We start from the raw sequence: 23,501 nt of genomic DNA, 5'->3' as shown, positions 1-23,501 counted from the left end.
CGAAAATACAGGCGGATTTTCCATGACTGAGATGGTCTATGGCTCGATGCCCAGCAGGGTATCGGAACCGGTGATTCCCCGCTGGTGGCGGACGATTGACAAATGGACGCTGACAGCGGTGCTGGTGCTGTTTGCCATCGGGCTGCTGTTGGGGCTTGCGGCTTCGGTGCCCTTGGCCGAGCGCAACGGGCTCGACCCCTATTACTATGTTACGCGGCAGGCGTTTTTCGGCGGCATGGCTTTGGCTGCAATATTTGGCGTGTCGATGATGTCGCCTGCGATGGTGCGCAGGCTTGGTGTGCTGGGCTTTGCGGTGTCGATGCTGGCGCTGATGCTGTTGCCGATGTTTGGCACCGATTTTGGCAAGGGTGCTATCCGCTGGTTCAGCTTTGGCTTTGCCTCGGTGCAGCCGTCCGAGTTTCTCAAGCCGGGTTTTATGATCGTGATCGCTTGGCTGATGGCCTCTAGCCAAGACCTGAACGGCCCGCCCGGCAGACTGATTTCCTTCGCTTTGACCGTGACCGTGGTGCTGTTTCTGGCGTTTCAGCCGGATTTCGGCCAAGCCATGCTGGTGCTGTTTGGCTGGGGCGTGATCTATTTCGTCTCGGGCGCGCCGATGATTCTGATCGTGACGGCAGTGGGGTTAACGGGTTTGGGTGGCTTTACCGCCTATCATTCCTCGGAACACTTCGCGCGGCGGATTGATGGCTTTCTGAACTCGGATGTCGATCCACGCAGCCAGATGGGCTATGCCACCAGTGCCATTCAAGAGGGCGGCTTCTTTGGGGTCGGCGTCGGCGAGGGCCAGGTGAAATGGACGCTGCCGGATGCGCACACTGACTTCATCATCGCGGTCGCGGCGGAAGAATACGGCCTTGTTCTGGTGCTGGTGATCATCGCGCTTTACGCGACGGTGGTGGTGCGCAGTCTGGTGCGGCTGACGCGTGAGCGTGATCCGTTCACCCGGCTCGCGGGCACGGGTTTGGCTTGTATTTTCGGGGTGCAGGCGATGATCAACATGGGCGTGGCGGTGCGCTTGCTGCCTGCCAAGGGGATGACCTTGCCGTTTGTGTCCTATGGCGGGTCTTCGGTGATCGCGGCGGGGATTACCGTGGGCATGTTGCTGGCGATGACGCGCAGCCGTCCGCAGGGTCAGATGTCTGATATTTTTAAGCGGGGGCGCTGATGCCTTTGCTGTTGATCGCAGCGGGCGGCACCGGCGGGCATATGTTCCCGGCACAGGCTTTGGCCGAGGCGATGATCGCGAAGGGTTGGCGGGTGAAGCTGTCGACCGACGCGCGGGGGGCACGCTATGCTGGGGGCTTTCCTAAGGCGGTTGAGATTGTCGAGTTGTCCTCGGCGACCTTCGCGCGCGGTGGGCTGGCGGCCAAGCTGGCAGTGCCGTTTCGGATTGCGGGCGGCATCGTCTCGGCGCTACTGTCGTCTTTGCGCGACAGGCCCGATGTGGTCGTGGGCTTTGGCGGCTATCCGTCGATCCCGGCGCTGACGGCGGCGTGGATTTTGCGCAGGCCCCGGATGATTCATGAGCAGAACGGCGTGTTGGGGCGGGTGAATACGCTGTTCGCTGGGCGCGTCGATAAGGTGGCCTGTGGCACTTGGCCGACGGCTTTGCCTTCGGGCGTGGAGGGTATTCATACCGGAAATCCAGTGCGGGCTTCGGTTTTAGAACGCGCAGGGGCAGGCTATATTGCGCCCGGCGATTATCCGATGGAACTGCTGGTGATCGGTGGTTCTCAGGGCGCGCGCATCCTGTCGCAAGTGGTGCCCGCGGCGGTGGCGGCCTTGCCAGAGAGCCTGCGGCGGCACCTGCGGGTGGCACATCAGGCGCGGGCGGAGGATTTGGCGGCAGTGGTGCAAGCTTACGCCGATGCTGGCGTGCGGGCGGAAGTGGAGCCGTTTTTCACCGACATTCCGCGCAGGCTCTCCGAGGCACAACTGGTGATTTCCCGCTCGGGCGCATCGTCGGTGGCTGATATCTCGGTGATCGGGCGGCCCTCGATTCTGGTGCCGTTCGCGGCGGCGACGGGCGATCATCAAACCGCCAACGCGCGCGGTTTGGTTGACGCAGGGGCAGCCGTGCTGATCGCAGAGGCTCAGCTTGACGCGGGCGGCTTAAGCGCCCAAATGGCGGCGGTTCTGCAAAATCCGCCACGGGCGGAAGATATGGCGCGTAAGGCGCAAGCACAAGGGCGGCCAGATGCGACCGACCGTTTGGTGGCGCTGGTTGAGGCTTTGGCGAGTTAGGATAGACGATGAACGCGACAAAACTTCCGATGGAACTGGGGCCGATCCACTTTGTGGGTATCGGCGGTATTGGCATGTCGGGCATCGCCGAAGTGCTGATGACGCAGGGCTTCCGGGTGCAGGGATCGGATGCGAAGGCCAGCAAGATCACTGATCGGCTGGTGGCTTTGGGTGCTGTGTTCTTTGAGGCCCAAGCGGCCAGCAATATCGGCGAAGCGGCGGTTGTGGTGATTTCTTCCGCGATCAAAAAGGGCAACCCGGAACTGGAGGAAGCGCGGCGGCGTGGCCTGCCTGTGGTGCGCCGGGCCGAAATGCTGGCGGAATTGATGCGGCTGCGCTCCAACATCGCCATCGCGGGCACGCATGGCAAAACCACGACCACGACGATGGTGGCGACTTTGCTCGACAAGGGAGGCTTTGATCCGACCGTGATCAACGGCGGGGTGATCCATGCCTATGGCTCGAATGCCCGTGCCGGAGAAGGCGAGTGGATGGTGGTGGAGGCTGACGAGTCGGATGGTTCCTTCAACCGCCTGCCCGCCACGATTGCGATTGTGACCAACATTGACCCCGAACATATGGAGCATTGGCACACCTTCGACGCCCTGCGCAAAGGCTTCTATGATTTCGTCTCCAACGTGCCGTTCTATGGCCTCGCGGTGTGCTGCACCGATCACCCCGAGGTGCAGGCTTTGGTTGGCCGCGTCACCGACCGCCGTGTGGTGACCTTTGGCTTTAACGCCCAAGCCGATGTGCGGGCGGTGAACCTGACCTATGACAACGGTGTTGCGCATTTTGATGTGGCATTGCAGGGCGAAGGGCAGGGGGCTGTCATTGAGGGCTGCGTGCTGCCAATGCCAGGGGATCACAACGTCTCGAATGCGTTGTCGGCGATTGCGGTGGCGCGGCATCTGGGTATGAAGAAAGAAGAAATCCGCGAGGCTTTGGCTGGCTTTGCAGGCGTCAATCGCCGCTTTACCAAAGTGGCGGAAGTGAATGGTGTCACCATCATCGACGATTACGGCCATCACCCGGTGGAAATCGCCGCTGTGCTGAAAGCCGCCCGCCAAGCCACCAAAGGCCGCGTCATCGCCGTGCATCAGCCGCACCGTTATTCGCGGCTGTCGAATCTGTTTGAGGAATTCTGCACCTGCTTCAATGAGGCCGATGTGGTGGCCATCGCCGAAGTCTACGCCGCGGGTGAAGACCCCATTCCGGGCGCATCCCGCGATGATCTGGTAGCCGGCCTGATCGCCCACGGCCACCGCCACGCTCGTGCGATCACTGATGAGGCCGATTTGGCGCGGTTGGTGAAAGAACAGGCGCAACCGGGTGATATGGTGGTTTGCCTTGGCGCAGGTTCGATCTCGGCTTGGGCGAATGGCTTGCCCGCACGGCTGACGGGCAAAACCGCATGAGCCTGCCGCTGATCATGGGCTGCCTTTGGGTGATTGCCGCGACGATCACCGCCATGCTGCCGATGAAGCAACAGATGGTGCCGGGGATGACGCTGCTGGTGCTCGCCCCGGTGCTGCTGCTCTGGATCGGCCTAGCGCATGGCTTGCTTTGGGTCGGGCTGGGTCTGTTCGCGTTCCTGTCGATGTTCCGCCGCCCGCTGCTCTATTTCGCCCGTCGCGCCTTGGGACTATCGGTCGAACTGCCGCCGGATTTGCGGAAATGATCTCACTGGTCGCCGGGCTGATCTGGCTGGTGGTGGCCAATCTTACGGGCATGTTGCCCAGCAAAGACTACCACTGGCGCAATGCCTATTGGCTGATTGCGGTGGGTCTGCCGCTGCTGATCTGGCTAAGCTATGAAAATGGCCGGTGGTTGGGTCTGGCCTTTCTGATCGCGGCCGGATCGGTGCTCCGCTGGCCGCTCAGGTATCTGTGGCGGTGGATCAGGGCGCGGGTTGGGGCTTGAGGCTTGGCGCAATTTGCCTAAAAAGGGGGGCATGACATATACAATGCCCCCCGTTCGCGGCACTTTGACGCCGCATCGCCCTTTGGCAGACCTTACCTGGCTGCGTGTCGGTGGGCCAGCCGACTGGCTGTTTCAACCTGCCGATGAGGCGGATTTGTGCAGTTTCTTGGCCGCGCTTGACCCCGATGTGCCGGTGTTCCCGATGGGGGTCGGCAGCAATCTGATCGTGCGCGATGGTGGTCTGCGCGCGGTGGTGGTCCGGCTGGGGCGGGGGTTTAACGCGATTACTTGCGACGGCACCGTTACGGCAGGTGCTGCGGCGTTGGATGCCCATGTTGCCCGCAAAGTCGCCGAGGCGGGGCTGGATCTGACGTTTTTGCGCACCATTCCGGGTTCTATTGGCGGTGCGGTGCGGATGAATGCGGGCTGTTATGGGTCTTATGTCGCCGATCACCTGATCTCGGTGCGTTGCGTGACGCGGCAGGGTGAGGTTGTCGAACTTGCCGCCGCCGATCTTAAGCTGGCTTACCGTCAAAGCCAGTTGCCCGAGGGTTGGGTGGTCGTCGCCGCGACCTTCCGCGCAGCGCCCGGCGATCCGGTGATGCTGGAGGCGCGGATGACCGATCAAATCGCCAAACGTGACGCCAGCCAGCCGACGAAAGACCGCTCGGCAGGGTCAACCTTCCGCAATCCGGTCGGCCATTCCAGCACAGGCCGCGCGGATGACAGCCACGAGCTAAAGGCATGGAAAGTCATCGACGATGCGGGGATGCGCGGGTTTTCGCTGGGTGGTGCCCAAATGTCGCCGATGCACTCGAATTTCCTGATCAATACCGGAGAGGCCAGTGCCGCCGACCTCGAAGATTTAGGCGAGGAAGTGCGAAAAAGGGTTTTCCAACAGAGCGGTATCACGTTAGAGTGGGAAATTATGCGGGTCGGCGAACGTATCGCATAAATAACAATATCATGGACCGAAAAAGGTCTGGATGAGGCAGTAGATGGCGGGCGGCTTATCAAAAGCGGCTTCCAAAGTGGCGGTGTTGATGGGTGGGCCTTCCGTAGAGCGGGAAGTCTCACTGGTCTCTGGTCGTGAATGCGCGACAGCACTTAGGGAGGCAGGGTATCAGGTGGTTGAGGTCGATTGCGGCCCCGACTTGCCCGCACGGCTGGCTGAAATCAAACCTGATGTTTGCTTCAACGCTTTGCATGGCCGTTGGGGTGAGGATGGCTGCGTTCAGGGCCTGCTGGAATGGCTGAAAATTCCCTACACCCATTCTGGCGTGCTGGCCTCGGCCTTGGCGATGGACAAGGCGCGCGCGAAAGAAGTCTTTGCCGCCGCTGGCCTGCCGATCGTGCAATCGGTGCTGGCTGCGCGGGAAGACGTCAGTAAAGGCCATATCCTGCCGCCGCCCTATGTGGTGAAACCGAACAACGAAGGCTCCTCGGTTGGGGTTTATATCGTCCGCGAGGGCAGCAACGCGCCGCGTCTGGCGGAAACCATGCCGGAGCGGGTGATGGTGGAAACCTATGCGCCGGGGCGGGAATTGACCTGCGCGGTGATGGGGGATCGGGCGCTATGTGTGACTGACATCATCACCAACGGCTGGTATGACTTTGATGCGAAATACAAAACTGGCGGCTCGCGGCATGTTTTGCCCGCTGAGTTGCCCGAAGGCATCACCGCCGCCTGCCTTGATTACGCCCTGCGCGCCCATAACGCCCTTGGCTGTAGGGGCGTCAGCCGCACCGATTTCCGTTGGGATGAAGCGCGCGGTCTGGCGGGGTTGATCCTGCTGGAAACCAACACCCAACCGGGGATGACCCCAACCTCGCTGGCCCCCGAACAAGCGGGCCACTTCGGCATCTCCTTCCCCGCGTTCTGCGCTTGGATGGTGGAGGACGCCTCATGCAATCGCTAAGCCGCAATCGCTCACTTCCAGCCAATGGCATCCGCCGCGATCCTGCGCCAAGCCGGTGGCAATACCGGATGCAACGGCTGTGGTTGACGCCGCTGTTTCGGGTGGTCTGCCGTCTGGGATTGCCGTTGACGGTGGTGGCGCTGATCGCCTCTGGAGTGCTGTACAGCGACGCCCGCCGCGCTGCGATTGTGCAAAGCTTTGTCGATCTGCGCACCAAGTTCGAACAGCGTCCCGAGTTTCGCGTAGGGCTTTTGTCGGTTGAGGGTGCCTCGCGCGATCTGACCGATGCGGTGCGGGCCAAGCTGGCACTGAAGCTGCCGCAATCCTCGTTTGATCTGGATATGACCGAGCTGCGCGCCCGGGCCGAAGCCTTAGATGCTGTTGCCTCTGCCGAGCTGCGGGTGCGCTCGGGCGGCGTGCTGCAAGTGATCTTGACCGAGCGTGTGCCGGTGGTGGTGTGGCGTGGCGCGACTGGTTTGCAACTGCTCGACGCCACCGGCCACCGTGTCGCGGGCCTGTCTGCGCGCGCGGATCGGGCCGATTTGCCGCTGGTGGCGGGCGAGGGCGCAGATGCGGCGATGCCAGAAGCTTTGGCGATTTTCGACACCGCTCGACCGATCGCTCCCCGTGTGCGTGGGTTGATCCGCGTGGGCGAACGCCGCTGGGATCTGGTGTTGGACCGTGATCAGAGCATCTTGCTGCCCTCGGTGAACCCGGTGGCGGCGGTCGAACGCCTGCTGGCGCTGAACGCCTCTGATAAATTGCTAGAACGCGACATTCTTTCGATAGACCTAAGAAATCAAGACCGCCCGGCGATCCGGCTGGCTCCGTTCGCGATGAACGAAGTCCGCCGTGCGCAAGGGCTGGCACCGACGACGGAGAGCGGATTATGACAGACCTTTACCAATCCCAACGCGCAATGCGCAACATGCGGCGGGCAGCGATGCAGCGCGGTGTGGTGGCGATTTTGGATGTCGGCACCTCGAAGATCGCCTGTCTGGTGCTGCGGTTTGACGGCATCGAGGATGACCGCGATCAGGATGGCGTGGGGCCGATGGCCGGGCAATCATCGTTCCGGGTGATCGGGGCTGCGACAACGCGGTCGCGCGGCGTGCGGTTTGGCGAAATCGCGGTGATGAATGAAACCGAGCGGGCTATTCGGACGGCGGTTCAAGCCGCGCAGAAAATGGCGAATGTGCGGGTTGATCATGTGATCGCCTGCTTCTCGGGGGCCGAACCGCGCAGCTATGGCCTTGCTGGCGAATGGGAATTGCAGGATTCGGTGGTGACCGAGCAAGACGTGGCCCGCGTGCTGGCGGCCTGTGATGTGCCGGATTTCGGCGATGGGCGTGAGATTTTGCACGCACAGCCGGTGAACTTCGCTTTGGATCATCGCTCGGGCCTGGGCGATCCGCGTGGGCAGATCGGCAACCGTCTGGCCTGCGATCTGCATATGCTGTCGGTCGATGCCTCGGTGGTGCAAAACCTGCTGTATTGCATTAAGCGCTGCGATCTGGAACTCGCCGGGATTGCGTCTTCGGCCTATGTTTCGGGGATTTCCTCGCTGGTCGAGGACGAACAGGAACTCGGTGCGGCTTGTATTGATATGGGCGGCGGTGCGACCGGCATTTCTATCTTTATGAAAAAGCATATGATCTACGCCGATTCCGTGCGGATGGGCGGCGATCATGTGTCCTCGGATATCTCGAAGGGCCTGCAAGTGCCGCTGGTGGTGGCCGAACGCATCAAGACCAAACACGGCGGCGTGCATGCGACGGGCATGGATGACCGCGAGATGATCGAGATGGGTGGCGATTCGGGCGATTGGGAGAAAGACCGTCGTCAGATTTCGCGCACCGAGCTGATCGGCATCATGCGGCCTCGGGTCGAGGAAATTCTGGAAGAAGTCCGCGCTCGCTTAGATGCGGCGGGTTTTGACAGCTTGCCCAGCCAGCAGATCGTGCTGACCGGGGGCGCAAGCCAGATCCCCGGACTGGATGGATTGGCCAGCCGTATCCTTGGCCAGCGCGTCCGCATGGGTCGGCCTTTGCGGGTGCAGGGTCTGCCGCAGGCGGCAACCGGGCCTGCTTTTTCCAGCGCCGTGGGCCTGTGTCTGTTCGCCGCCCATCCGCAAGACGAGTGGTGGGATTTCGACATTCCGGCCGAACGTTACCCGGCGCGATCCCTCAAACGTGCCTTCCGGTGGTTTAAGGACAACTGGTAATCCGCTAAATCGGGTAACATTGGCGAAATACCGCTAATACCGGCAACACTGGCCCCATATTTTGTGGGGCCAGTGTGTTTTTTGCGTGACCTTCGGGCTATCTGTGGATAGAATTGAGGATAATTCGGCACACTCTGCTTCGGGACAGGCAGGGGAAGACCGATACGGCAAACCGGCGGCGGCAGCCCGCGTAATAAGAACAGGCGGATAAAAATGGCATTGAATCTGATCATGGCCTCGGCGCGCGAAGAGCTAAAGCCGCGTATCACGGTGTTTGGCGTCGGTGGCGCGGGCGGCAATGCTGTCAACAATATGATCGAGAAGAACCTTGAGGGGGTCGAGTTCGTTGTCGCCAATACCGACGCGCAGGCGCTTCAACAATCGAACGCGCCGGTGAAGATCCAGATGGGTCTGCGGGTGACCGAGGGTCTAGGGGCAGGGGCGCGTCCGACCGTTGGGGCAGCTGCGGCTGAGGAGACGATTGAAGAAATCGTCGATCACCTCGCAGGCGCGCATATGTGCTTCATCACTGCGGGCATGGGTGGCGGCACTGGCACCGGGGCTGCCCCGATCATCGCGCAAGCCGCGCGTGAATTGGGCGTGCTGACCGTGGGCGTTGTCACCAAGCCCTTCCAGTTTGAAGGCAACAAACGGATGAAGCAGGCCGAAGACGGCATCATTGCGCTGCAAAAAGTTGTCGACACGCTGATCATCATTCCGAACCAGAACCTGTTCCGCCTCGCAAACGAACGAACCACCTTCACCGATGCGTTCGCGATGGCGGATGATGTGCTGTATCAAGGCGTTAAGGGCGTCACCGACCTGATGGTGCGCCCTGGCCTGATCAACCTCGACTTCGCCGACGTCCGCGCGGTGATGGATGAGATGGGCAAGGCAATGATGGGCACAGGCGAAGCCACCGGTGACAACCGCGCCGTGGAAGCTGCCGAGAAAGCCATCGCCAACCCGCTGCTCGATGAGATTTCGTTGCATGGCGCAAAGGGTGTTTTGATCAACATCACTGGCGGCTATGATCTGACGCTGTTTGAGCTTGATGAGGCCGCCAACATCATCCGCGAAAAGGTCGATCCTGACGCGAATATCATCGTGGGCTCCACCTTGGACACCTCGATGGAGGGCACATTGCGGGTCTCCGTGGTCGCCACGGGCATCGACGTTGGCCAAAACCGGGCTGAGATGCCCGCCACCCGCCGCTCGATGGCGCAACCGCTCGCGCCAGCAGTCCCGGCCCCCGAGCCGAAAGCGGCAGCGCCCGCTCCGGTGCAACAGCCTGTTGCGGCGCAGCAATATCAAGCCCCGGCGCAGGATCTGTTCCACGCCCAGCAGCCCAGCTTCCACGATCACGCTGAAGAGATGATGGAAGACGATCTGCCGACCCCGGTTTACCGCCCGGCACAACAAGCTCCGGTGCAACAGCCGCGTGCGCAGGCTCCGGCACCCTTGTCGCTGGACAATGACGCAGGCAGCTTTGTCGCCCCGCGTCCGCGCGCCGCTGGCACGCCGTCGCCCGAGGCTCTGGCCCGTCTGCAAGCCGCTGTGTCTAAATCGCCGTCGCAAGCCGGTGCGGCCCGTCAGCCCGCGCAACAACCGCAACAGCGGATGGCGGCCCCAGCGCCCGCACCGAAACCCGCCGAGCGTGCGCGTTTTGGCATCGGCAGCCTGATCAACCGTATGGCGGGCGGGGCAGCTGAACAGCCGCAGGAACGCCAGCAGTCCGCGCGCCAACAACCGCCCGTCACCGCCTATGATGACGAACAGGAACTGTCGGCAGATCAAGAGCGGATCGAGATTCCGGCCTTCCTGCGCCGTCAGGCCAACTGAGTCGGGTATAGAGACGACTTAACGCGAACGTAACAGGCCCGGAAATATCCGGGCCTTTTTCTATAGATATCAATGTCTTGCACCATTAAAATCCTGTTACACTCCGTTACAAACTGTGAGTTGAGATAACGCCGCTGCGGACTTAGATCATTGCTGCGGCCATAGGTCTGGCCACAGAATTAACGTCTCGGAGAGTTCCGTTGCAAAATACGCTGAAAACCACGGCTGTCTTTACCGGCTTCGGCTTGCACTCGGGTGCAGCCGTTACGATGAAAGTGCATCCTGCGGCAGCGGACCAAGGCATCTGGTTCCTGCGCTCGGATGTATCAGGCGACGCGCGGATTCCCGCGCGTTGGGATGCGGTTGTGCCGTCGAAACTGTGCACCTTGGTGGCCAATGCGGCGGGCGCAAGCGTCTCAACCATTGAACATGTGATGGCGGCCTTGGCCGGTTCGGCGATCAGCAACGCTGTGATTGAGATTGACGGGCCGGAAGTGCCGATCCTTGACGGCTCGGCTGCTCCCTTCGTCGAAGGCTTCCTGAACGCAGGCATCGTGGAGCAGACCGCCCCGGTGGTCGCTATCCGTATTCTGCGGACGGTCGAAGTGCGCGATGGCGCGGCGTTTGCCCGGCTGGAGCCTTCCGACATGCTGGAGATCGACTTCAAAATTGATTTCGAGGATGCCGCGATTGGCAAGCAATCGAAACATTTGAACATGTCGAACGGCGCTTTCGTGCGCGAACTTTCCGACAGCCGCACCTTTTGCCGCAACGCCGATGTGATCGCGATGCAAGAGCGCGGGCTGGCTTTGGGTGGTACGCTGGAAAACGCTGTGGTGTTTGATGGCGCGAAAGTGCTGTCGCCGGGTGGTTTGCGCCATTCGGATGAACCGGTGCGCCACAAGATGCTGGATGCCTTGGGCGATCTGGCTTTGGCGGGTGCGCCGATCCTTGGCCGCTATACCGGTGAGCGGGCGGGACACGCGATGACCAACCGGCTTTTGCGCGTGCTTTTTGCCACGCCCGGCGCTTGGATTGAGCAAGATTGCGAAGGCCTTGCGGGCGGAAAGCTGCCCGGCGTTGGCGTTCATCGTGGTGATCTGCCTCTGCGCGGCTAAAACCATTCGGCAAAGCGTGAAAGCCGTTTTGCGCCTGCGATTTTTCTGTGCTACGAGGGGCGAAAGCGCGGTGAACGCGGCCCCATCTTTGGGGCCCTCGGCGCGGGTTATTGGGGTAGGCGGAAGATGGCAGGCGGACAGTCGGGCAAAGCCTTGCGGATGCTGGGTATGGTGGTGCTTGTGGCCTTTTTGGCCGCCTGTTCACAGAAAAAGCAGAATGATACTGCGGCGTTAGACAGCCTGACGGCTGAACAGCTTTACAAACGCGGAGAGCTGGCGCTGGAAGTGCGCCGGGGCAAGAACGAAGATGCCTTGGCGGATTTTGAAGCGGTAGAGCGGCTTTATCCCTATTCCGAATGGGCCAAACGTGCGCTGATCATGCAGGCGTTCACCCAGCACAAGAACAAGAAATACGAAGAAGCCCGCATTGCCGCGCAGCGCTATCTCGATTTCTACCCCGGCGATGAGGACGCGGCCTATGCATCCTACCTGCTGGCCTTGTCCTATTACGACCAGATCGACGAGGTTGGCCGCGATCAGGGCCTGACCTATCAGGCGTTGCAAGCCCTGCGCGTGGTGATTGAGGAATATCCCGACAGTGAATATGCCAAATCGGCCACGCTGAAGTTTGATCTGGCCTTCGATCACTTGGCCGCGAAGGATATGGAGATCGGGCGCTATTACCTGAAGCGCGGCAACTACACGGCCGCGATCAACCGTTTCCGCTCGGTGGTGCAGGATTTCCAGACCACCACCCACACCGCTGAGGCGTTGGAGCGGCTGGTTGAGGCTTACCTTGCGCTGGGTCTGACCGATGAGGCGCAGACCGCAGGCGCGATCTTGGGCTATAACTACCAATCCTCGCCGTTCTACCAAGACGCCTTCAACCTGCTCAAAAAGCAAGGTCTGTCGCCGGAAGCCAAAGGCACCAGCTGGCTGTCACAAATTTACCGGCAGACGATCAAGGGTGAATGGTTGTGATACCCCTGCGCTGCGGCGCAGGCGCCCGATTGGTCTGCAAAGGGTAGGGGATGCTGCGCAGCCTTGATATCCGCGATGTGCTGATCATTGATCGGCTGACCTTGGAGTTTGCTCCGGGCCTGAACGTGCTGACCGGGGAAACCGGGGCGGGCAAGTCGATTTTGCTCGATGCTTTGGGCTTTGTGTTGGGTTGGCGCGGTCGGGCTGAACTTGTGCGGGCAGGGGCAGCACAGGGCGAAGTGGTGGCGGAGTTTGATCTTCCCCCCGGTCATGCTGCCCGCGCGGTGCTGACTGAGGCAGGCTTCGATGACCCCGATGAATTGATCCTGCGCCGCGTCAACACCGCCGATGGCCGCAAAACCGCCTTCGTCAACGACCGCCGGGTGTCGGGCGATGTGCTGCGCGATTTGTCGGATACTCTGGTCGAACTGCATGGCCAGAATGACGACCGGGGATTGCTGAACCCACGCGGCCACCGCAACCTTTTGGACAGCTTTGCAGGCCTCGATACCGCCGCCGCGCGCAGCGCATGGCGGGCGCAAGCACAGGCGCGTGACGCTTTGGCAGTGGCCCGCGCGGCACTGGAGCGCGCGCAGGTCGAAGAAGACTTCCTGCGTCATGCCGTCGCCGAACTTGATAAGCTGAACCCCGAACCGGGCGAGGAGGCCAGCTTGGACACCCGCCGCCGCGCCATGCAGGGGGCCGAGCGTATTCGCACCGACGTGCAGCGCGCCCATTCGGCGCTGAGCGAAGGGGCCGAGAATGCCATCAGCGACGCGCTGCGCTGGCTGGAGGCGGCGGCTGACAAGGCCGAAGGCCGCCTTGATACTGCGCTGACTGCCTTGGGCCGCGCCTTGGTGGAATTGGGCGAGGCGCAAGACGGGATTGAGTCTTGCCTGCGCGGATTAGATTTCCGCCCCGGCGATCTGGAGAACTTGGAAGAACGCTTGTTTGCCATCCGCGCTTTGGCCCGCAAGCATGGTGTGCTGGCGGATGATCTTGGCAATTTCGCCGAAAACGCCCGCGCGCGACTGGCGGCGATTGACGGTGGAGCTGCGGGTCTTGCCAAGCTGGAAAAGGCGCTGGCTGAGGCGGAACTCGCCTATCAGCGCGAAGCGATGGCGCTGTCAAAAGCCCGCAAAACCGCCGCTGCGCGTCTCGACAAAGCTATGGCCGCCGAACTCGCGCCGCTGAAAATGGAACGCGCGGTGTTCACCACCGAAATCTCTGCGGGTGATCCTGGCCCCGATGGCACCGATGCGGTACAATTTACCGTCGCCACTAACCCCGGAGCACCGTCTGGGGCGCTGAACAAGATCGCCTCGGGCGGTGAGTTGTCGCGCTTCTTGCTGGCGCTGAAAGTGTGCCTGACCGCCAACACCCCCGGACTGACGATGATCTTCGATGAGATTGATCGGGGGGTGGGCGGGGCCACTGCAGATGCCGTCGGACGTCGCCTGAAAGCCCTCGCCAGCTCTGCGCAAGTTCTGGTAGTCACCCACAGCCCGCAGGTCGCGGCCTTGGGCGGCCATCACTGGCGGGTGGAAAAACGTGTCAGCAAAGGCCAGACCCTGTCCACCGTGTTGGCTTTGGGAGCCGAGGCCCGCATCGAGGAAATCGCCCGCATGTTGGCCGGCGACCGGGTCACCGAAGCCGCGCGCGAGGCGGCGCGGGCTTTGTTGGCATAAGCTTGGGCTGGCTTAGGGCAGGGCGGTAAAGCTGAGGTTCAACGCCAGCCAATCCGCAGGGCCGACCTCCAACACCGCCACCAACATCGCGCCAAAGCGCGGCAGATCGGCACCGGATTGATCCCGTGCCCCCGACACGGTGTAGCGCTGGCGCAATAAGGCATTATGCGGTCCCAACGCCCGGATCTGTGCCTTGCCGGTGACCAGACGCGCGCGGGCAAAAATTCCCGCCGCTTCTGCCGCAAAGGCGCTTTCGATTTCTTCTGGTGATTCCGCCCAAAGCCCGGTCAGGCTTTGTAGCGTGCCATCAGGCGCAATCAGCGCGGCAAGACCAGCGGCATCTTGCGCGGTGAAGGCCTGCGCAAAGCGGCGCGGAAAATCTTCAAGACTCATGCCAAGACCGACATCGGGCGTGGGTGGTTTGCAAACAGGGTGACGGCGATTTTGCTCATGACGACACAATAGACCCTGCGCGCGGCATTGCCAATCGACACACCAAAACCCGCGCGGAATTTGCGTCGCACAGTCAAGGCTTCGGCGGATTTATGTCGCCGCCGCCTGCGCCATCACCACCGCCAGATCGCCATAGCCAGTGAACCGCCGCTCGTAGGCCAGCCCCAGCCGTCGGGCGCAGTCTTCGGCCTTGGCATCCAGCGCTGGATCATTGGTCTGCGCCTGATAGACCAGCTTGGTGTAATTGCCGAAATACATATCGCGCAGTTGCGGGTGGCGATCGAGGCCCATCGGCCGCCAGACAAAAGCATCAAACTGCCGCACCAGAAAATCGGTGAGATAAAACGCGGTGAACTCATCGGGATGGGCGGCAAACACCGCATTGCCTTCAAAGAACGAATAGCAATGCGGGCCCTCAATCATCTCAACGCCCAATTCCTGACAGCGCGCCAACAACAGCCCGCCGGTACCGCAATCGGCATAGAGCACGAACATGCTGTCATATGCTCCTCGCTGCGCTTCCACCGCGCGCGTCACCGCCTCCGTGATCCGGTCGGGATAGAGATGCAGATTGGCAGGCAGGCATTGCAGATCGAGATGATCCCAACCATTCACGCGCTTCAGTGCCAGCACCTCATGCGCCAAAGCGCCGCAAGCGATCAGCAACACCCGGCCCAGATGCGCAGGTGCCAGACCCTCAGCGGTCAGCAGATCATCGCTGATCAGTGCCATCGCAGGGTACGGACGAACAACGCGAGGCACAGGGCCAACAGCCCGAGCCAGACAAACGACAAGCCCGTAACCTGAATCACGGCAATTGAAGCTCCGGCAGCAAGAATTACCCCGAAAATCAGGGCCAGAAAGGTTGGGAGCGGCATTGGCATCCTCCTTATTGTCCTCTTAACGTGGCAATTAAAAAGCCTCGGGGCAAGACCCCGAGGCTAAAGAACCAGCGTCTCGGCTGATTTAAGCGGTCAACTGGTTGTGCTTGCGCAAAACCAAGGCCTTGGCGGTTTCCACAGCCACGGCGGCGTCGCGGCAATAGGCATCCGCGCCAATCGCCTTGCCGAATTCTTCGTTCAGCGGCGCACCGCCGACGAGAACGATATAGTCCTCGCGCATGCCCTTCTCTTTCATCGTGTCGATCACGACTTTCATATAGGGCATCGTGGTGGTCAGCAGCGCCGACATGCCAAGGATATCGGGCTTTTCTTCTTCCAAAGCGGCGAGATATTTCTCAACCGAGTTGTTGATGCCAAGATCGCGCACCTCAAAGCCCGCACCTTCCATCATCATACCGACAAGGTTCTTGCCGATGTCGTGGATATCGCCTTTGACGGTGCCGATCACCATTTTGCCCATCCGCGGCGCGCCGGTGGCGATCAGCAGCGGCTTGAGGATGAACATGCCACCCTTCATCGCATTGGCCGCCAGCAGCACTTCTGGCACGAACAGGATGCCGTCGCGGAAGTCAGCGCCCACGATGGTCATGCCCGCAACCAAAGCTTTGGTCAGCGTGTCATAGGGCGTCCAGCCACGGCTGATCAGAATGTTAACGCCTTCTTCGATCTCTTCCTTCAGACCATCGTAGAGGTCGTCATGCATTTGCATAACCAGTTCGTCATCGGAAAGATCAGCAAGGATGATTTCGTCGTCGGCCATCTGGGAACTCCTTGGGCGGTTGTCAGTGTGATGGGGCCAAAGCCCGCCAGACACTGTTCGAATAGCGACATGCGCCAACAGAAAGCCGACTTTGTAGGGCAGGAAATGCAGAAATCGCTTGGGATTGTTCTTGATATGTTCTAGTTTGGCGGGATGGATAAGTCAGAGAGCACAATCATGCCGGGGGTGCGCCCGCGCGGGCGCGGCGCATTGGGCAATGTGGTGGGGCGGTTTGAAGGTGCCGCGCGGCTGGCGTTTGAGGATGGCTGGGAGCCGCCTGAGGAACGGGTGTTGCGCACCGAGGTCCGGCTGGACGTGCCGCGTTCGGCTGTCAGCTACAACACCTCGCCCGACTTGCCGTTTGACCGCGCGATCAACCCTTATCGCGGCTGCGAACATGGCTGCATCTATTGCTTTGCGCGCCCGAGCCACGCGTTTTTGAACCTGTCGCCGGGGTTGGATTTTGAAACCAAACTGATCGCCCGTCCGGGGATTGGCGCGGTGTTGGAAAAAGAGCTGCGGGCGAAATCCTATAAGGTCGCGGTGATGGCTCTGGGCACCAATACCGACCCTTATCAACCCATCGAGACCGAATATGGCGTGATGCGCGAAGTGCTTGAAGTGCTGCGCGCGTTCAAGCATCCACTGGCAATCACCACAAAAGGCACTTTGATCGAGCGCGACATTGATCTTTTGTCCGAGATGGCAGGGCAGGGCCTGTGCCGCGTCGGGGTTTCGGTGACCACGCTGGATACAGACCTCGCGCGCAAGATGGAACCTCGGGCGGCGGCACCCAAGCGGCGTCTGCTGACGATCTCTCGCTTGGCGCAGGCGGGGATTCCGGTGCGGGCGATGGTTTCGCCAATGATCCCCGGCCTGACCGATCATGAATTGGAACCGATCCTGACCGCCTGCCGCGATGCCGGGGCGACGGCGGCGAGTTACATCTCGCTGCGCCTGCCGCGTGAGGTGTCGCAATTGTTCCAAGATTGGCTGGCCGAACACGCCCCCGACCGCGCCGCCAAGGTGATGGCACGGGTGCGCGAATTGCATGGCGGGATGGAGTACGACCCGGCCTTTGGCAAACGGATGCGGGGAGAGGGGCCGTGGGCAGATCTGATGGCGCGGCGGTTCCGGGTGGCGGTGGATCGGTTGGGTCTGTCGGTAAAGCTGCCGCCGATGCGCTGCGATCTCTTTGCAGCCCCGGCACGGGCGGGCGATCAGCTCAGCCTGTTCTGACGGCCAGCCCCGGCGCAACCGATTTCCGAAACGGAAATCGTGCCAGAATTTCTCAAATTCCGTAGCACTTGGGCCAAGCGCCCCGCTTCACATCACCCGCGCCGATTGCGCCGCTCACGTTTCGGATCGGCCGACGTATCCCCGGTGCCGTCTGAGGACGAAGAAAACGCCCCCAGCTTGGCGGTGATATCCTCTTGCGTCGGCAGCGGACCCTTCGGCGTGTTCTCCAACGCCTTGCGCATCGCCGCCAAATGCTCCGGCATCGTCCCGCAGCAACCGCCGATGATCCGCACCCCGGCATCGCGCGCCAGCACCGCATATTCCCCCATCAACTCCGGCGTGCCATCGTAATGGATATGGCCATCATGATATTTCGGAATCCCGGCATTGCCCTTGGCAATCAGCGGCCGCGCCGAGCCAACAGCCGCAAACCCGAGCACAGTCCGCATCAGATCCGAGGCCCCGACACCGCAATTCGCGCCAAACGCAATCGGCGGATTGGCCAGCTTTTCCACCATCTCGGCCATCGCGGACGAGGTCATCCCCATCATCGTGCGCCCTGCGGTATCGAAACTCATCGTGCCGCACCATGGCATGCCCGCCAAAGCTGCAGCCTCTGCAGCCGCCGCATATTCCTCGGGTGCCGACATGGTTTCCACCCACAGCACATCCGCGCCGCCTTCTTTCAAGCCCTCGGCTTGCTCATGGAACATCTCGACCGCGACGCGATGTGTCAGCGTGCCCATCGGCTCAAAAATCTCCCCCGTCGGCCCGACCGAGCCCGCAACCACCACCACACGCCCCGAGGCGTCGGCAATCTCGCGCCCCAAAGCAGCACCCACCCGGTTCAACTCACGCACCCGGCCTTGGGCTGCGTGCAGTTTCAAACGGCTGGCATTGCCACCAAAGGTGTTGGTCAGGAAAATATCCGATCCGGCATTCACCGCATTGCGATACAGAGTGCGGATATTGTCGGGCTTGTCGGTGTTCCAAAACTCTGGCGGCTCGCCTGATTCCAAACCCATGTTGAACAAATTGGTGCCGGTGGCCCCGTCGGCCATCAGCCAATCGCGGCTGGCGAGCAGTTTCGAAAGCGCATCTTGGGACATCGGCAGACCTCGTCTGGTTCAGAGCGAACCTATGTTTCACGTTGACCCTGTGTTTGCCATGCGCGGCGGAGCGAGGCAAATCTATATTCCTCATAACACTATGCGCCGCAGCACATGATGTGCCGCAAAGCCAGCCGCATCCGTAAACGCCGCAGCAAAAAGGCCGCGCACCAAACCCGGCGGCGGCCTCTTGAAATGCTGCTGTCGCAGGTGGGCTTAAAACTCGTTCATCAGCTCGGCTTTGGCCACCGGCAGCAGTTCGGCCATCTTGGCGCGCACGGCATCGGCGCTCGACAAGCTGCCCAGATCGCCCGCGACCTTGCGCACCACATCTTCAATGCCGGCTTCTTCGAAATCAGCATGCACAACCGACATCGCATATTCTGCCGCCTCATCGCCGGATTTGCCCAGCAATCCCGCCGCCCACAGACCGGTCAGCTTGTTGCGCCGCGCCTCAGCACGGAACTGCATTTCGGCATCGTGGGCATATTTGGATTCAAAAGCGTGTTCGCGGTCGTCAAATGTGGTCATGGCTGGCCCTCTGGGTCATGGAAAGTTATCCACCATATGCCCATCCCGCGCCCGCCGTTCAAGATAAAAAGCCACGGCTGGGCTGTGGCAGATCGGCCATCAGCGCACCCGAGCGTAGCCGGTGGTAGTGTGCAGCGCCGAGACCGCACAGGATTTGCTGTCGATGAACGCGGCACCCCGCATCTGCGCGCGCAAATCTGCCTCGGAAAACCCCCGCGTCGTGCCTTTCCGCGTCCCCCCCCCAGAACCGTGCCTGCGGCTGCGGGAGGATCACCGCCAAGGCGACCTCAAACGCTGCCTGATCCGGCAATTCAGCGACGAACAGCGCCGCATCACCCAAAGTGCAGCCTTGCAAGGCGGCAATCAGCGCCGCATCGCTGAGATTGCCGATCACAAAGGCCGGGTTTTGCGGGCTGATCCCCAGCTTGGCGGCAAGACTAGGGGCGGGCTTTTGCAGCGTCTTCAGCCAAAGTGCTGCCTGCGCGGCACCCAAAGAAACCCGCAACGCGCCCGCAGGCGTCAGCACCACCAGATCGTCGCCCTCAACAGCAAAGCCCGCCAGATCGGCGCGGGGGATACGGGCTTTGAGCGCACTGCGCAGGAGCAGCTCCGTCGCTTCCAACACGATTTTCCCCCGCCGCTCTGCCCGGCAAATGTCATCTGCGCTTCAGCCTCGCGTCCCACCCTCAGTTTCCTTTTTTGTACCGCAGCTGGACAAGCACCACCGCCCCGCATTCCCGTCGAAGATCAAGCCGTCCTACGCCTTGCCCCGTATACCTTGCTCCTCGTCGCAGCTTGGCATATAGCCGGGAAAAAGGGCAGGGGTGGCGTTGGCCGCCCCCGTGCCCGTTTGGCATCGGAGCATTCATGGCGCGCAGGAAGAAGGTTTACGAGGGCAAGGCGAAGATCCTGTATGAAGGACCGGAACCGGGCACTCTGATCCAATATTTCAAGGACGATTCCGCGCCCACCGCAGCCGAAGCCACCCCGGCTGCGGTCGAAGGTAAGGGCGTGTTGAACAACCGTCTGTCAGAGTTTTTCATGTCGGGGTTGAATGCCATCGGCGTGCCCACCCATTTCATCCGCCGCGTCAACATGCGCGAGCAACTGGTGCGGATGGCCGAAATCATCCCGCTGGAAGTCGTGGTGCGCAACTTTGCTGCTGGTGAAATTTCCGAGCGTCTCGGCATCCCCGAAGGCACCCCACTGCCGCGCCCGATTGTCGAATATTACCTGAAAGATGACCGCCTGTCGCTGCCGATGGTCGCGGAAGAACATATCGTCGCCTTTGGTTGGGCCACCCAGCAGGATCTGGATGACGTGATCGCGCTGGCGTTGCGGGTGAATGATTTCATGTCCGGCGTGATGCTGGGCGTCGGCATCCGCTTGGTGGATTTCCGCATCGAAGTCGGGCGGATTTGGGAAGGCGATTACATGCGCCTGATCGTCGCCGATGAGATCAGCCCGGACAGCTGCCGGTTGTGGGATCTGCGCGGTCTGGTTGATCGTGGCGACGGCCAACCGATCCCCGAGCCGGGACCGCTGCCCGATGTCTACACCGAACTCGCGCGGCGCTTGGGCGTGTTGCCCTCCAACGTCACGCATACGGTGAAGCCGACTTTGATCAACTAAGGCTTGCCCGTCAGGGCAAGCGGCGGTATCGGGCGGCAACCCCGCCCCTTTGAGGAGATTGCTATGAAAGCGCGCGTAACGGTCATGCTGAAATCTGGCGTTCTGGATGTGCAAGGCGAGGCGGTGCGTCACGCGCTTGGCACGCTGGGCTTTGCTGGGGTGAACGGCGTGCGGCAGGGTAAAGTGATCGAGCTTGATTTGGCAGAGACAGACAAAGCTGCTGCCGAGGCTGCTGCCCGCGCCATGTGTGACAAGCTGTTGGCGAATGCGGTGATTGAAAGCTACCGGGTCGAATTGATCTAAATAAGGCGCGTGCAACAACTCGATTTTCGCGCGAATTCCGTGCTGGGGCTTCAACCGGATTTTTGGCTGGAAGCACCGCGTGGATTGCGCTATGCGCGGGCCATCCCAATTTATCGGAGAGCTGCCCATGAAAGCCGCCGTCGTCACCTTTCCCGGCTCGAACTGCGACCGTGATCTTGCTGTAGCATTTGAGCGCGTCGGTTTTGAGGTGTCGCGGGTCTGGCACAAGGACACGGCGCTGCCAGCAGGCACCGATGTCGTCGGGGTTCCGGGCGGGTTTTCCTTTGGTGACTATCTGCGCTGCGGCGCGATTGCGGCGCAGTCGCCGATTGCGGCGGCCATTCGCAGCCATGCGGACCGGGGTGGCTATGTACTGGGGATTTGCAACGGCTTTCAGGTGTTGACCGAGATGCAACTGCTGCCGGGGGCCTTGATGCGGAATGCGGGCCTCAAGTTCATCTGCAAAACCGTTGGCTTGCAAGTGGCCACGGCTGACAGCGCGTTCACCAGTGCTTACGCCAAAGGCCAGCAGATTGCGGTGCCGGTGGCGCATCACGACGGCAATTATACCATTGATGCCGAAGGGCTGGCTGCTTTGCGCGCCGAAGATCGCATCGCTTTCACCTATACCCAAAATCCCAATGGCGCTGCGGCTGACATCGCGGGCGTGCTCTCGGCCAACCGTCGCGTGCTGGGGATGATGCCGCATCCGGAGCGGGTGGTGGATGCCCGTACAGGCGGCACCGATGGTGCTGCGCTGTTTGCCAGCCTGATGGGCGGGATGGCGCTGGCCTGAGTCCCTTCGGCTTGAGGCCGGGCTTGGGCGGGCTTAAACTTACGCGATGCAAAGCCGCAGCCGATCCAAACGTATGTCAGATGCAGCGCCGGGGAAATCCTGGCGGATTCGGCTGGCTGCTACCCTATTGATCTTGCTGGCAGTCGGCGTGGTCCTGATCACCAACCGCTGGCTGTCAGAACGCTTTACTGAGACCACCCGCAACCGGGCCGAACTGCGCTTGGCGCTCTATTCCGGCAATATGCTGTCAGAAGTGCAGCGCACGGCGGTGGTGCCGCTGTTGCTGGCCGATGATCCGGCGATTCGCGACTCGTTGAAAAAGAATTCGTTTTCCCGCACCACCTTGCGGCTGATCGAGGTGCAAAAGGAAATCGGCGTCGCCTCGATCCTGCTGTTGGACAAAGACGGCTGGACGGTGGGGGCGACCAATCGCAACCTGCTGGGCACCTCGCACCGCAATGACAGCTATTTCGTCGATGCCAAGCGCACCAAGGACACGGTGTTCTCTGTCACGCCACAGCCCGGCGGCGCCTATGATTTCACCTATTCGCGGGTGATTGAGGCGGATGGTCAGGTGCAGGGCGTGATCGTGGTTGCGGTCGATATGATGAAGCACGAACGCGCTTGGGCGGGGTTGCAGGATGCGGTGTTGGTGGCCAATTCGGAAGCCACCGTGATCCTTGCGACCGAGCCTTCTTGGCGAAGCAAGCCGGTGGCGCAGGCGCTTTCACCGACCGATAGCCCCTCGGCCTTGGATCGCGCCCTGAAGGGGGCTGCAGATTGGGCGCAGAATCCGCCGGATGCCTATGTGTCCGGCGAAGCGGTGTTGCGCACCGAGGCGCGGGTGCCGTTTCAGGGTTGGAAGATGGTGACCTTCACCGCTTACGATTCGGTGCGTGAGCGGGTGAACGGTGTGATTGCCTTGGAAATCATGGGATTCGCGATTTTCACCGCGCTGACGTTTTATGTGCTGTCACGCCGGGCATGGTCACAAAGCGTGTCGTTCCAGCGCGAATCGGCGGAATTGCGGCTGTTGAACGCGCGGCTTTCCCGCGAGATTGCCGAGCGGGAAAAGGTTCAGAAAACGCTGGAAGTGGCCGAACTGACGCTGGCGCAATCGTCGAAACTTGCGGCTTTGGGTGAGATGTCGGCGGCTGTCAGCCATGAGTTGAACCAGCCGCTTGCCGCGATGAAAACCTATCTCGCCGGCGCACGGCTGCTGCTGCAGCGCAAGCGACCGGATGAGGCTTTGTCGAGTTTCCAGCGTATTGATGATCTGATTGACCGGATGGGCGCGATCACCCGGCAGCTGAAATCCTACGCCCGCAAGGGCGGCGAGGCGTTCGAGCCTGTCGATCTGCGCGCCTGTATCTCGTCGGCCTTGGCGATGATGGAACCACAGTTGAAGCAGCGCGTTGTGAAGATAACCCGAACTGTGCCGCGTCAACCGGTGATGGTGATGGCGGATCGGCTGCGACTGGAGCAGGTGATTATCAATTTGTTGAGAAATGCACTGGATGCCACCAAAGACACGCTCGACCCGCAGATCGACCTCTTGTTGACGGTGGGCGAGAGCGCCACTTTAGGTGTGCGCGATAACGGCATTGGCATCGGTGATATCGGCTCGATCTTTGAGCCGTTCTACACGACGAAAAAGCCGGGCGAGGGCGTGGGCCTGGGTCTAGCGATCTCTTCGGGAATTGTGACCGATCTGGGTGGGCGTCTGACGGCGCATAACGCCGAAAACGGTGGTGCGGTGTTCGAAGTTCAACTGCCCCTTTTGGGCAAAGAAGCAAAAGCAGCGGAATGAGGGCGG

24 protein-coding genes are annotated in these 23,501 nt (G+C 61.3%); 18 read left to right on the top strand and 6 right to left on the bottom strand.

From position 1 onward, the window contains the following. The first annotated feature begins 22 nt into the window (after positions 1 to 22). The 13 genes from AKV04_RS03525 to recN all read left to right on the top strand — a co-directional run bounded on the left by AKV04_RS03525 (position 23) and on the right by recN (position 13,960). Positions 23 to 1,186: a peptidoglycan glycosyltransferase FtsW gene (locus AKV04_RS03525; protein ID WP_054005096.1), complete on the top strand. Its 1,164-nt coding sequence runs from the start codon at positions 23 to 25 to the stop codon at positions 1,184 to 1,186. Further along, entirely contained in the window at positions 1,186 to 2,265 is a 1,080-nt protein-coding gene (locus AKV04_RS03520) for a UDP-N-acetylglucosamine--N-acetylmuramyl-(pentapeptide) pyrophosphoryl-undecaprenol N-acetylglucosamine transferase (RefSeq protein ID WP_054005095.1), read from the top strand. The genes AKV04_RS03525 and AKV04_RS03520 overlap by 1 nt, the downstream gene beginning before the upstream one ends. An 8-nt stretch (positions 2,266 to 2,273) precedes the next feature. Next, the gene (murC, locus tag AKV04_RS03515) at positions 2,274 to 3,683 is read left to right on the top strand and encodes a UDP-N-acetylmuramate--L-alanine ligase (RefSeq protein WP_054005094.1); all 1,410 of its coding nucleotides are present in this window, start codon (positions 2,274 to 2,276) and stop codon (positions 3,681 to 3,683) included. Beyond that, positions 3,680 to 3,946, top strand: coding sequence for a DUF2484 family protein (locus AKV04_RS03510; protein WP_054005093.1), 267 nt, complete (start codon positions 3,680 to 3,682; stop codon positions 3,944 to 3,946). The genes murC and AKV04_RS03510 overlap by 4 nt, the downstream gene beginning before the upstream one ends. Beyond that, positions 3,943 to 4,188 (top strand): DUF2484 family protein, encoded by a 246-nt coding sequence (locus AKV04_RS03505; RefSeq protein ID WP_054005092.1) that lies wholly within the window; start codon positions 3,943 to 3,945, stop codon positions 4,186 to 4,188. The genes AKV04_RS03510 and AKV04_RS03505 overlap by 4 nt, the downstream gene beginning before the upstream one ends. A 31-nt stretch (positions 4,189 to 4,219) precedes the next feature. Beyond that, a complete protein-coding gene (gene murB, locus AKV04_RS03500) occupies positions 4,220 to 5,143 on the top strand; it encodes a UDP-N-acetylmuramate dehydrogenase (protein WP_054005091.1) in 924 nt (307 codons plus the stop codon). A 43-nt stretch (positions 5,144 to 5,186) separates the two neighbouring features. Further along, entirely contained in the window at positions 5,187 to 6,107 is a 921-nt protein-coding gene (locus tag AKV04_RS03495) for a D-alanine--D-alanine ligase (RefSeq protein ID WP_054005090.1), read from the top strand. Further along, positions 6,095 to 7,000, top strand: a complete 906-nt coding sequence (locus AKV04_RS03490) for a cell division protein FtsQ/DivIB (RefSeq protein WP_054005089.1) — start codon at positions 6,095 to 6,097, stop codon at positions 6,998 to 7,000. The genes AKV04_RS03495 and AKV04_RS03490 overlap by 13 nt, the downstream gene beginning before the upstream one ends. Further along, on the top strand, positions 6,997 to 8,331 hold the full coding sequence (gene ftsA, locus AKV04_RS03485) for a cell division protein FtsA (RefSeq protein WP_054005088.1): 1,335 nt from the start codon (positions 6,997 to 6,999) through the stop codon (positions 8,329 to 8,331). Before AKV04_RS03490 ends, ftsA begins: the two co-directional genes overlap by 4 nt. Positions 8,332 to 8,544: 213 nt before the next feature. Beyond that, complete coding sequence (gene ftsZ / locus AKV04_RS03480) at positions 8,545 to 10,173, top strand: cell division protein FtsZ (RefSeq protein WP_054005087.1); 1,629 nt, start codon at positions 8,545 to 8,547, stop codon at positions 10,171 to 10,173. Positions 10,174 to 10,373: 200 nt separating this feature from the next. After that, positions 10,374 to 11,291 carry a UDP-3-O-acyl-N-acetylglucosamine deacetylase gene (gene lpxC, locus AKV04_RS03475; RefSeq protein WP_054005086.1) on the top strand — a complete coding sequence of 306 codons (918 nt, stop codon included), beginning with the start codon at positions 10,374 to 10,376 and terminating at the stop codon, positions 11,289 to 11,291. Positions 11,292 to 11,417: 126 nt separating this feature from the next. Beyond that, positions 11,418 to 12,272: an outer membrane protein assembly factor BamD gene (locus AKV04_RS03470; protein ID WP_054005085.1), complete on the top strand. Its 855-nt coding sequence runs from the start codon at positions 11,418 to 11,420 to the stop codon at positions 12,270 to 12,272. 50 nt (positions 12,273 to 12,322) lie between these two features. Further along, positions 12,323 to 13,960 carry a DNA repair protein RecN gene (gene recN / locus AKV04_RS03465; RefSeq protein WP_054005084.1) on the top strand — a complete coding sequence of 546 codons (1,638 nt, stop codon included), beginning with the start codon at positions 12,323 to 12,325 and terminating at the stop codon, positions 13,958 to 13,960. 12 nt (positions 13,961 to 13,972) lie between these two features. On the opposite strand, the gene AKV04_RS03460 is transcribed toward recN, so the two are convergent. From AKV04_RS03460 to AKV04_RS03450, 3 genes are all read right to left on the bottom strand, one after another. Further along, positions 13,973 to 14,353 (bottom strand): SgcJ/EcaC family oxidoreductase, encoded by a 381-nt coding sequence (locus AKV04_RS03460; protein WP_054005083.1) that lies wholly within the window; start codon positions 14,351 to 14,353, stop codon positions 13,973 to 13,975. A gap of 150 nt (positions 14,354 to 14,503) precedes the next feature. After that, positions 14,504 to 15,145, bottom strand: coding sequence for a DUF1638 domain-containing protein (locus AKV04_RS03455; RefSeq protein ID WP_054005082.1), 642 nt, complete (start codon positions 15,143 to 15,145; stop codon positions 14,504 to 14,506). 234 nt (positions 15,146 to 15,379) lie between these two features. Next, positions 15,380 to 16,075 (bottom strand): corrinoid protein, encoded by a 696-nt coding sequence (locus AKV04_RS03450; protein WP_054005081.1) that lies wholly within the window; start codon positions 16,073 to 16,075, stop codon positions 15,380 to 15,382. A gap of 177 nt (positions 16,076 to 16,252) precedes the next feature. On the opposite strand from AKV04_RS03450, the gene AKV04_RS03445 reads away from it, so the two are divergent. Then, positions 16,253 to 17,314, top strand: a complete 1,062-nt coding sequence (locus AKV04_RS03445) for a PA0069 family radical SAM protein (RefSeq protein WP_407638397.1) — start codon at positions 16,253 to 16,255, stop codon at positions 17,312 to 17,314. Positions 17,315 to 17,406: 92 nt separating this feature from the next. On the opposite strand, the gene bmt is transcribed toward AKV04_RS03445, so the two are convergent. The 3 genes from bmt to AKV04_RS03430 form a co-directional block, all read right to left on the bottom strand. After that, on the bottom strand, positions 17,407 to 18,423 hold the full coding sequence (gene bmt / locus AKV04_RS03440) for a betaine--homocysteine S-methyltransferase (protein ID WP_054005079.1): 1,017 nt from the start codon (positions 18,421 to 18,423) through the stop codon (positions 17,407 to 17,409). Positions 18,424 to 18,639: 216 nt separating this feature from the next. Continuing rightward, positions 18,640 to 18,954 carry a DUF1476 domain-containing protein gene (locus AKV04_RS03435; RefSeq protein WP_054005078.1) on the bottom strand — a complete coding sequence of 105 codons (315 nt, stop codon included), beginning with the start codon at positions 18,952 to 18,954 and terminating at the stop codon, positions 18,640 to 18,642. A gap of 58 nt (positions 18,955 to 19,012) precedes the next feature. Then, the gene (locus AKV04_RS03430; protein WP_054005077.1) at positions 19,013 to 19,579 is read right to left on the bottom strand and encodes a hypothetical protein; all 567 of its coding nucleotides are present in this window, start codon (positions 19,577 to 19,579) and stop codon (positions 19,013 to 19,015) included. A gap of 242 nt (positions 19,580 to 19,821) precedes the next feature. On the opposite strand from AKV04_RS03430, the gene AKV04_RS03425 reads away from it, so the two are divergent. The 4 genes from AKV04_RS03425 to AKV04_RS03410 all read left to right on the top strand — a co-directional run bounded on the left by AKV04_RS03425 (position 19,822) and on the right by AKV04_RS03410 (position 23,495). Further along, a complete protein-coding gene (locus AKV04_RS03425) occupies positions 19,822 to 20,586 on the top strand; it encodes a phosphoribosylaminoimidazolesuccinocarboxamide synthase (protein ID WP_054005076.1) in 765 nt (254 codons plus the stop codon). A gap of 63 nt (positions 20,587 to 20,649) precedes the next feature. Then, a complete protein-coding gene (purS, locus tag AKV04_RS03420) occupies positions 20,650 to 20,889 on the top strand; it encodes a phosphoribosylformylglycinamidine synthase subunit PurS (protein ID WP_054005075.1) in 240 nt (79 codons plus the stop codon). 127 nt (positions 20,890 to 21,016) lie between these two features. Further along, complete coding sequence (gene purQ, locus AKV04_RS03415) at positions 21,017 to 21,685, top strand: phosphoribosylformylglycinamidine synthase subunit PurQ (RefSeq protein ID WP_054005074.1); 669 nt, start codon at positions 21,017 to 21,019, stop codon at positions 21,683 to 21,685. A 73-nt stretch (positions 21,686 to 21,758) separates the two neighbouring features. Further along, positions 21,759 to 23,495 (top strand): sensor histidine kinase, encoded by a 1,737-nt coding sequence (locus tag AKV04_RS03410; protein ID WP_328287137.1) that lies wholly within the window; start codon positions 21,759 to 21,761, stop codon positions 23,493 to 23,495. Positions 23,496 to 23,501 lie beyond the last annotated feature (6 nt).

This window comes from Cypionkella psychrotolerans (assembly GCF_001294535.1).
Classification (GTDB): Bacteria; Pseudomonadota; Alphaproteobacteria; order Rhodobacterales; family Rhodobacteraceae; genus Cypionkella; species Cypionkella psychrotolerans.
Note: the sequence above shows the minus strand (reverse complement) of the source record. Positions and strands in the feature narration are given on the sequence as shown.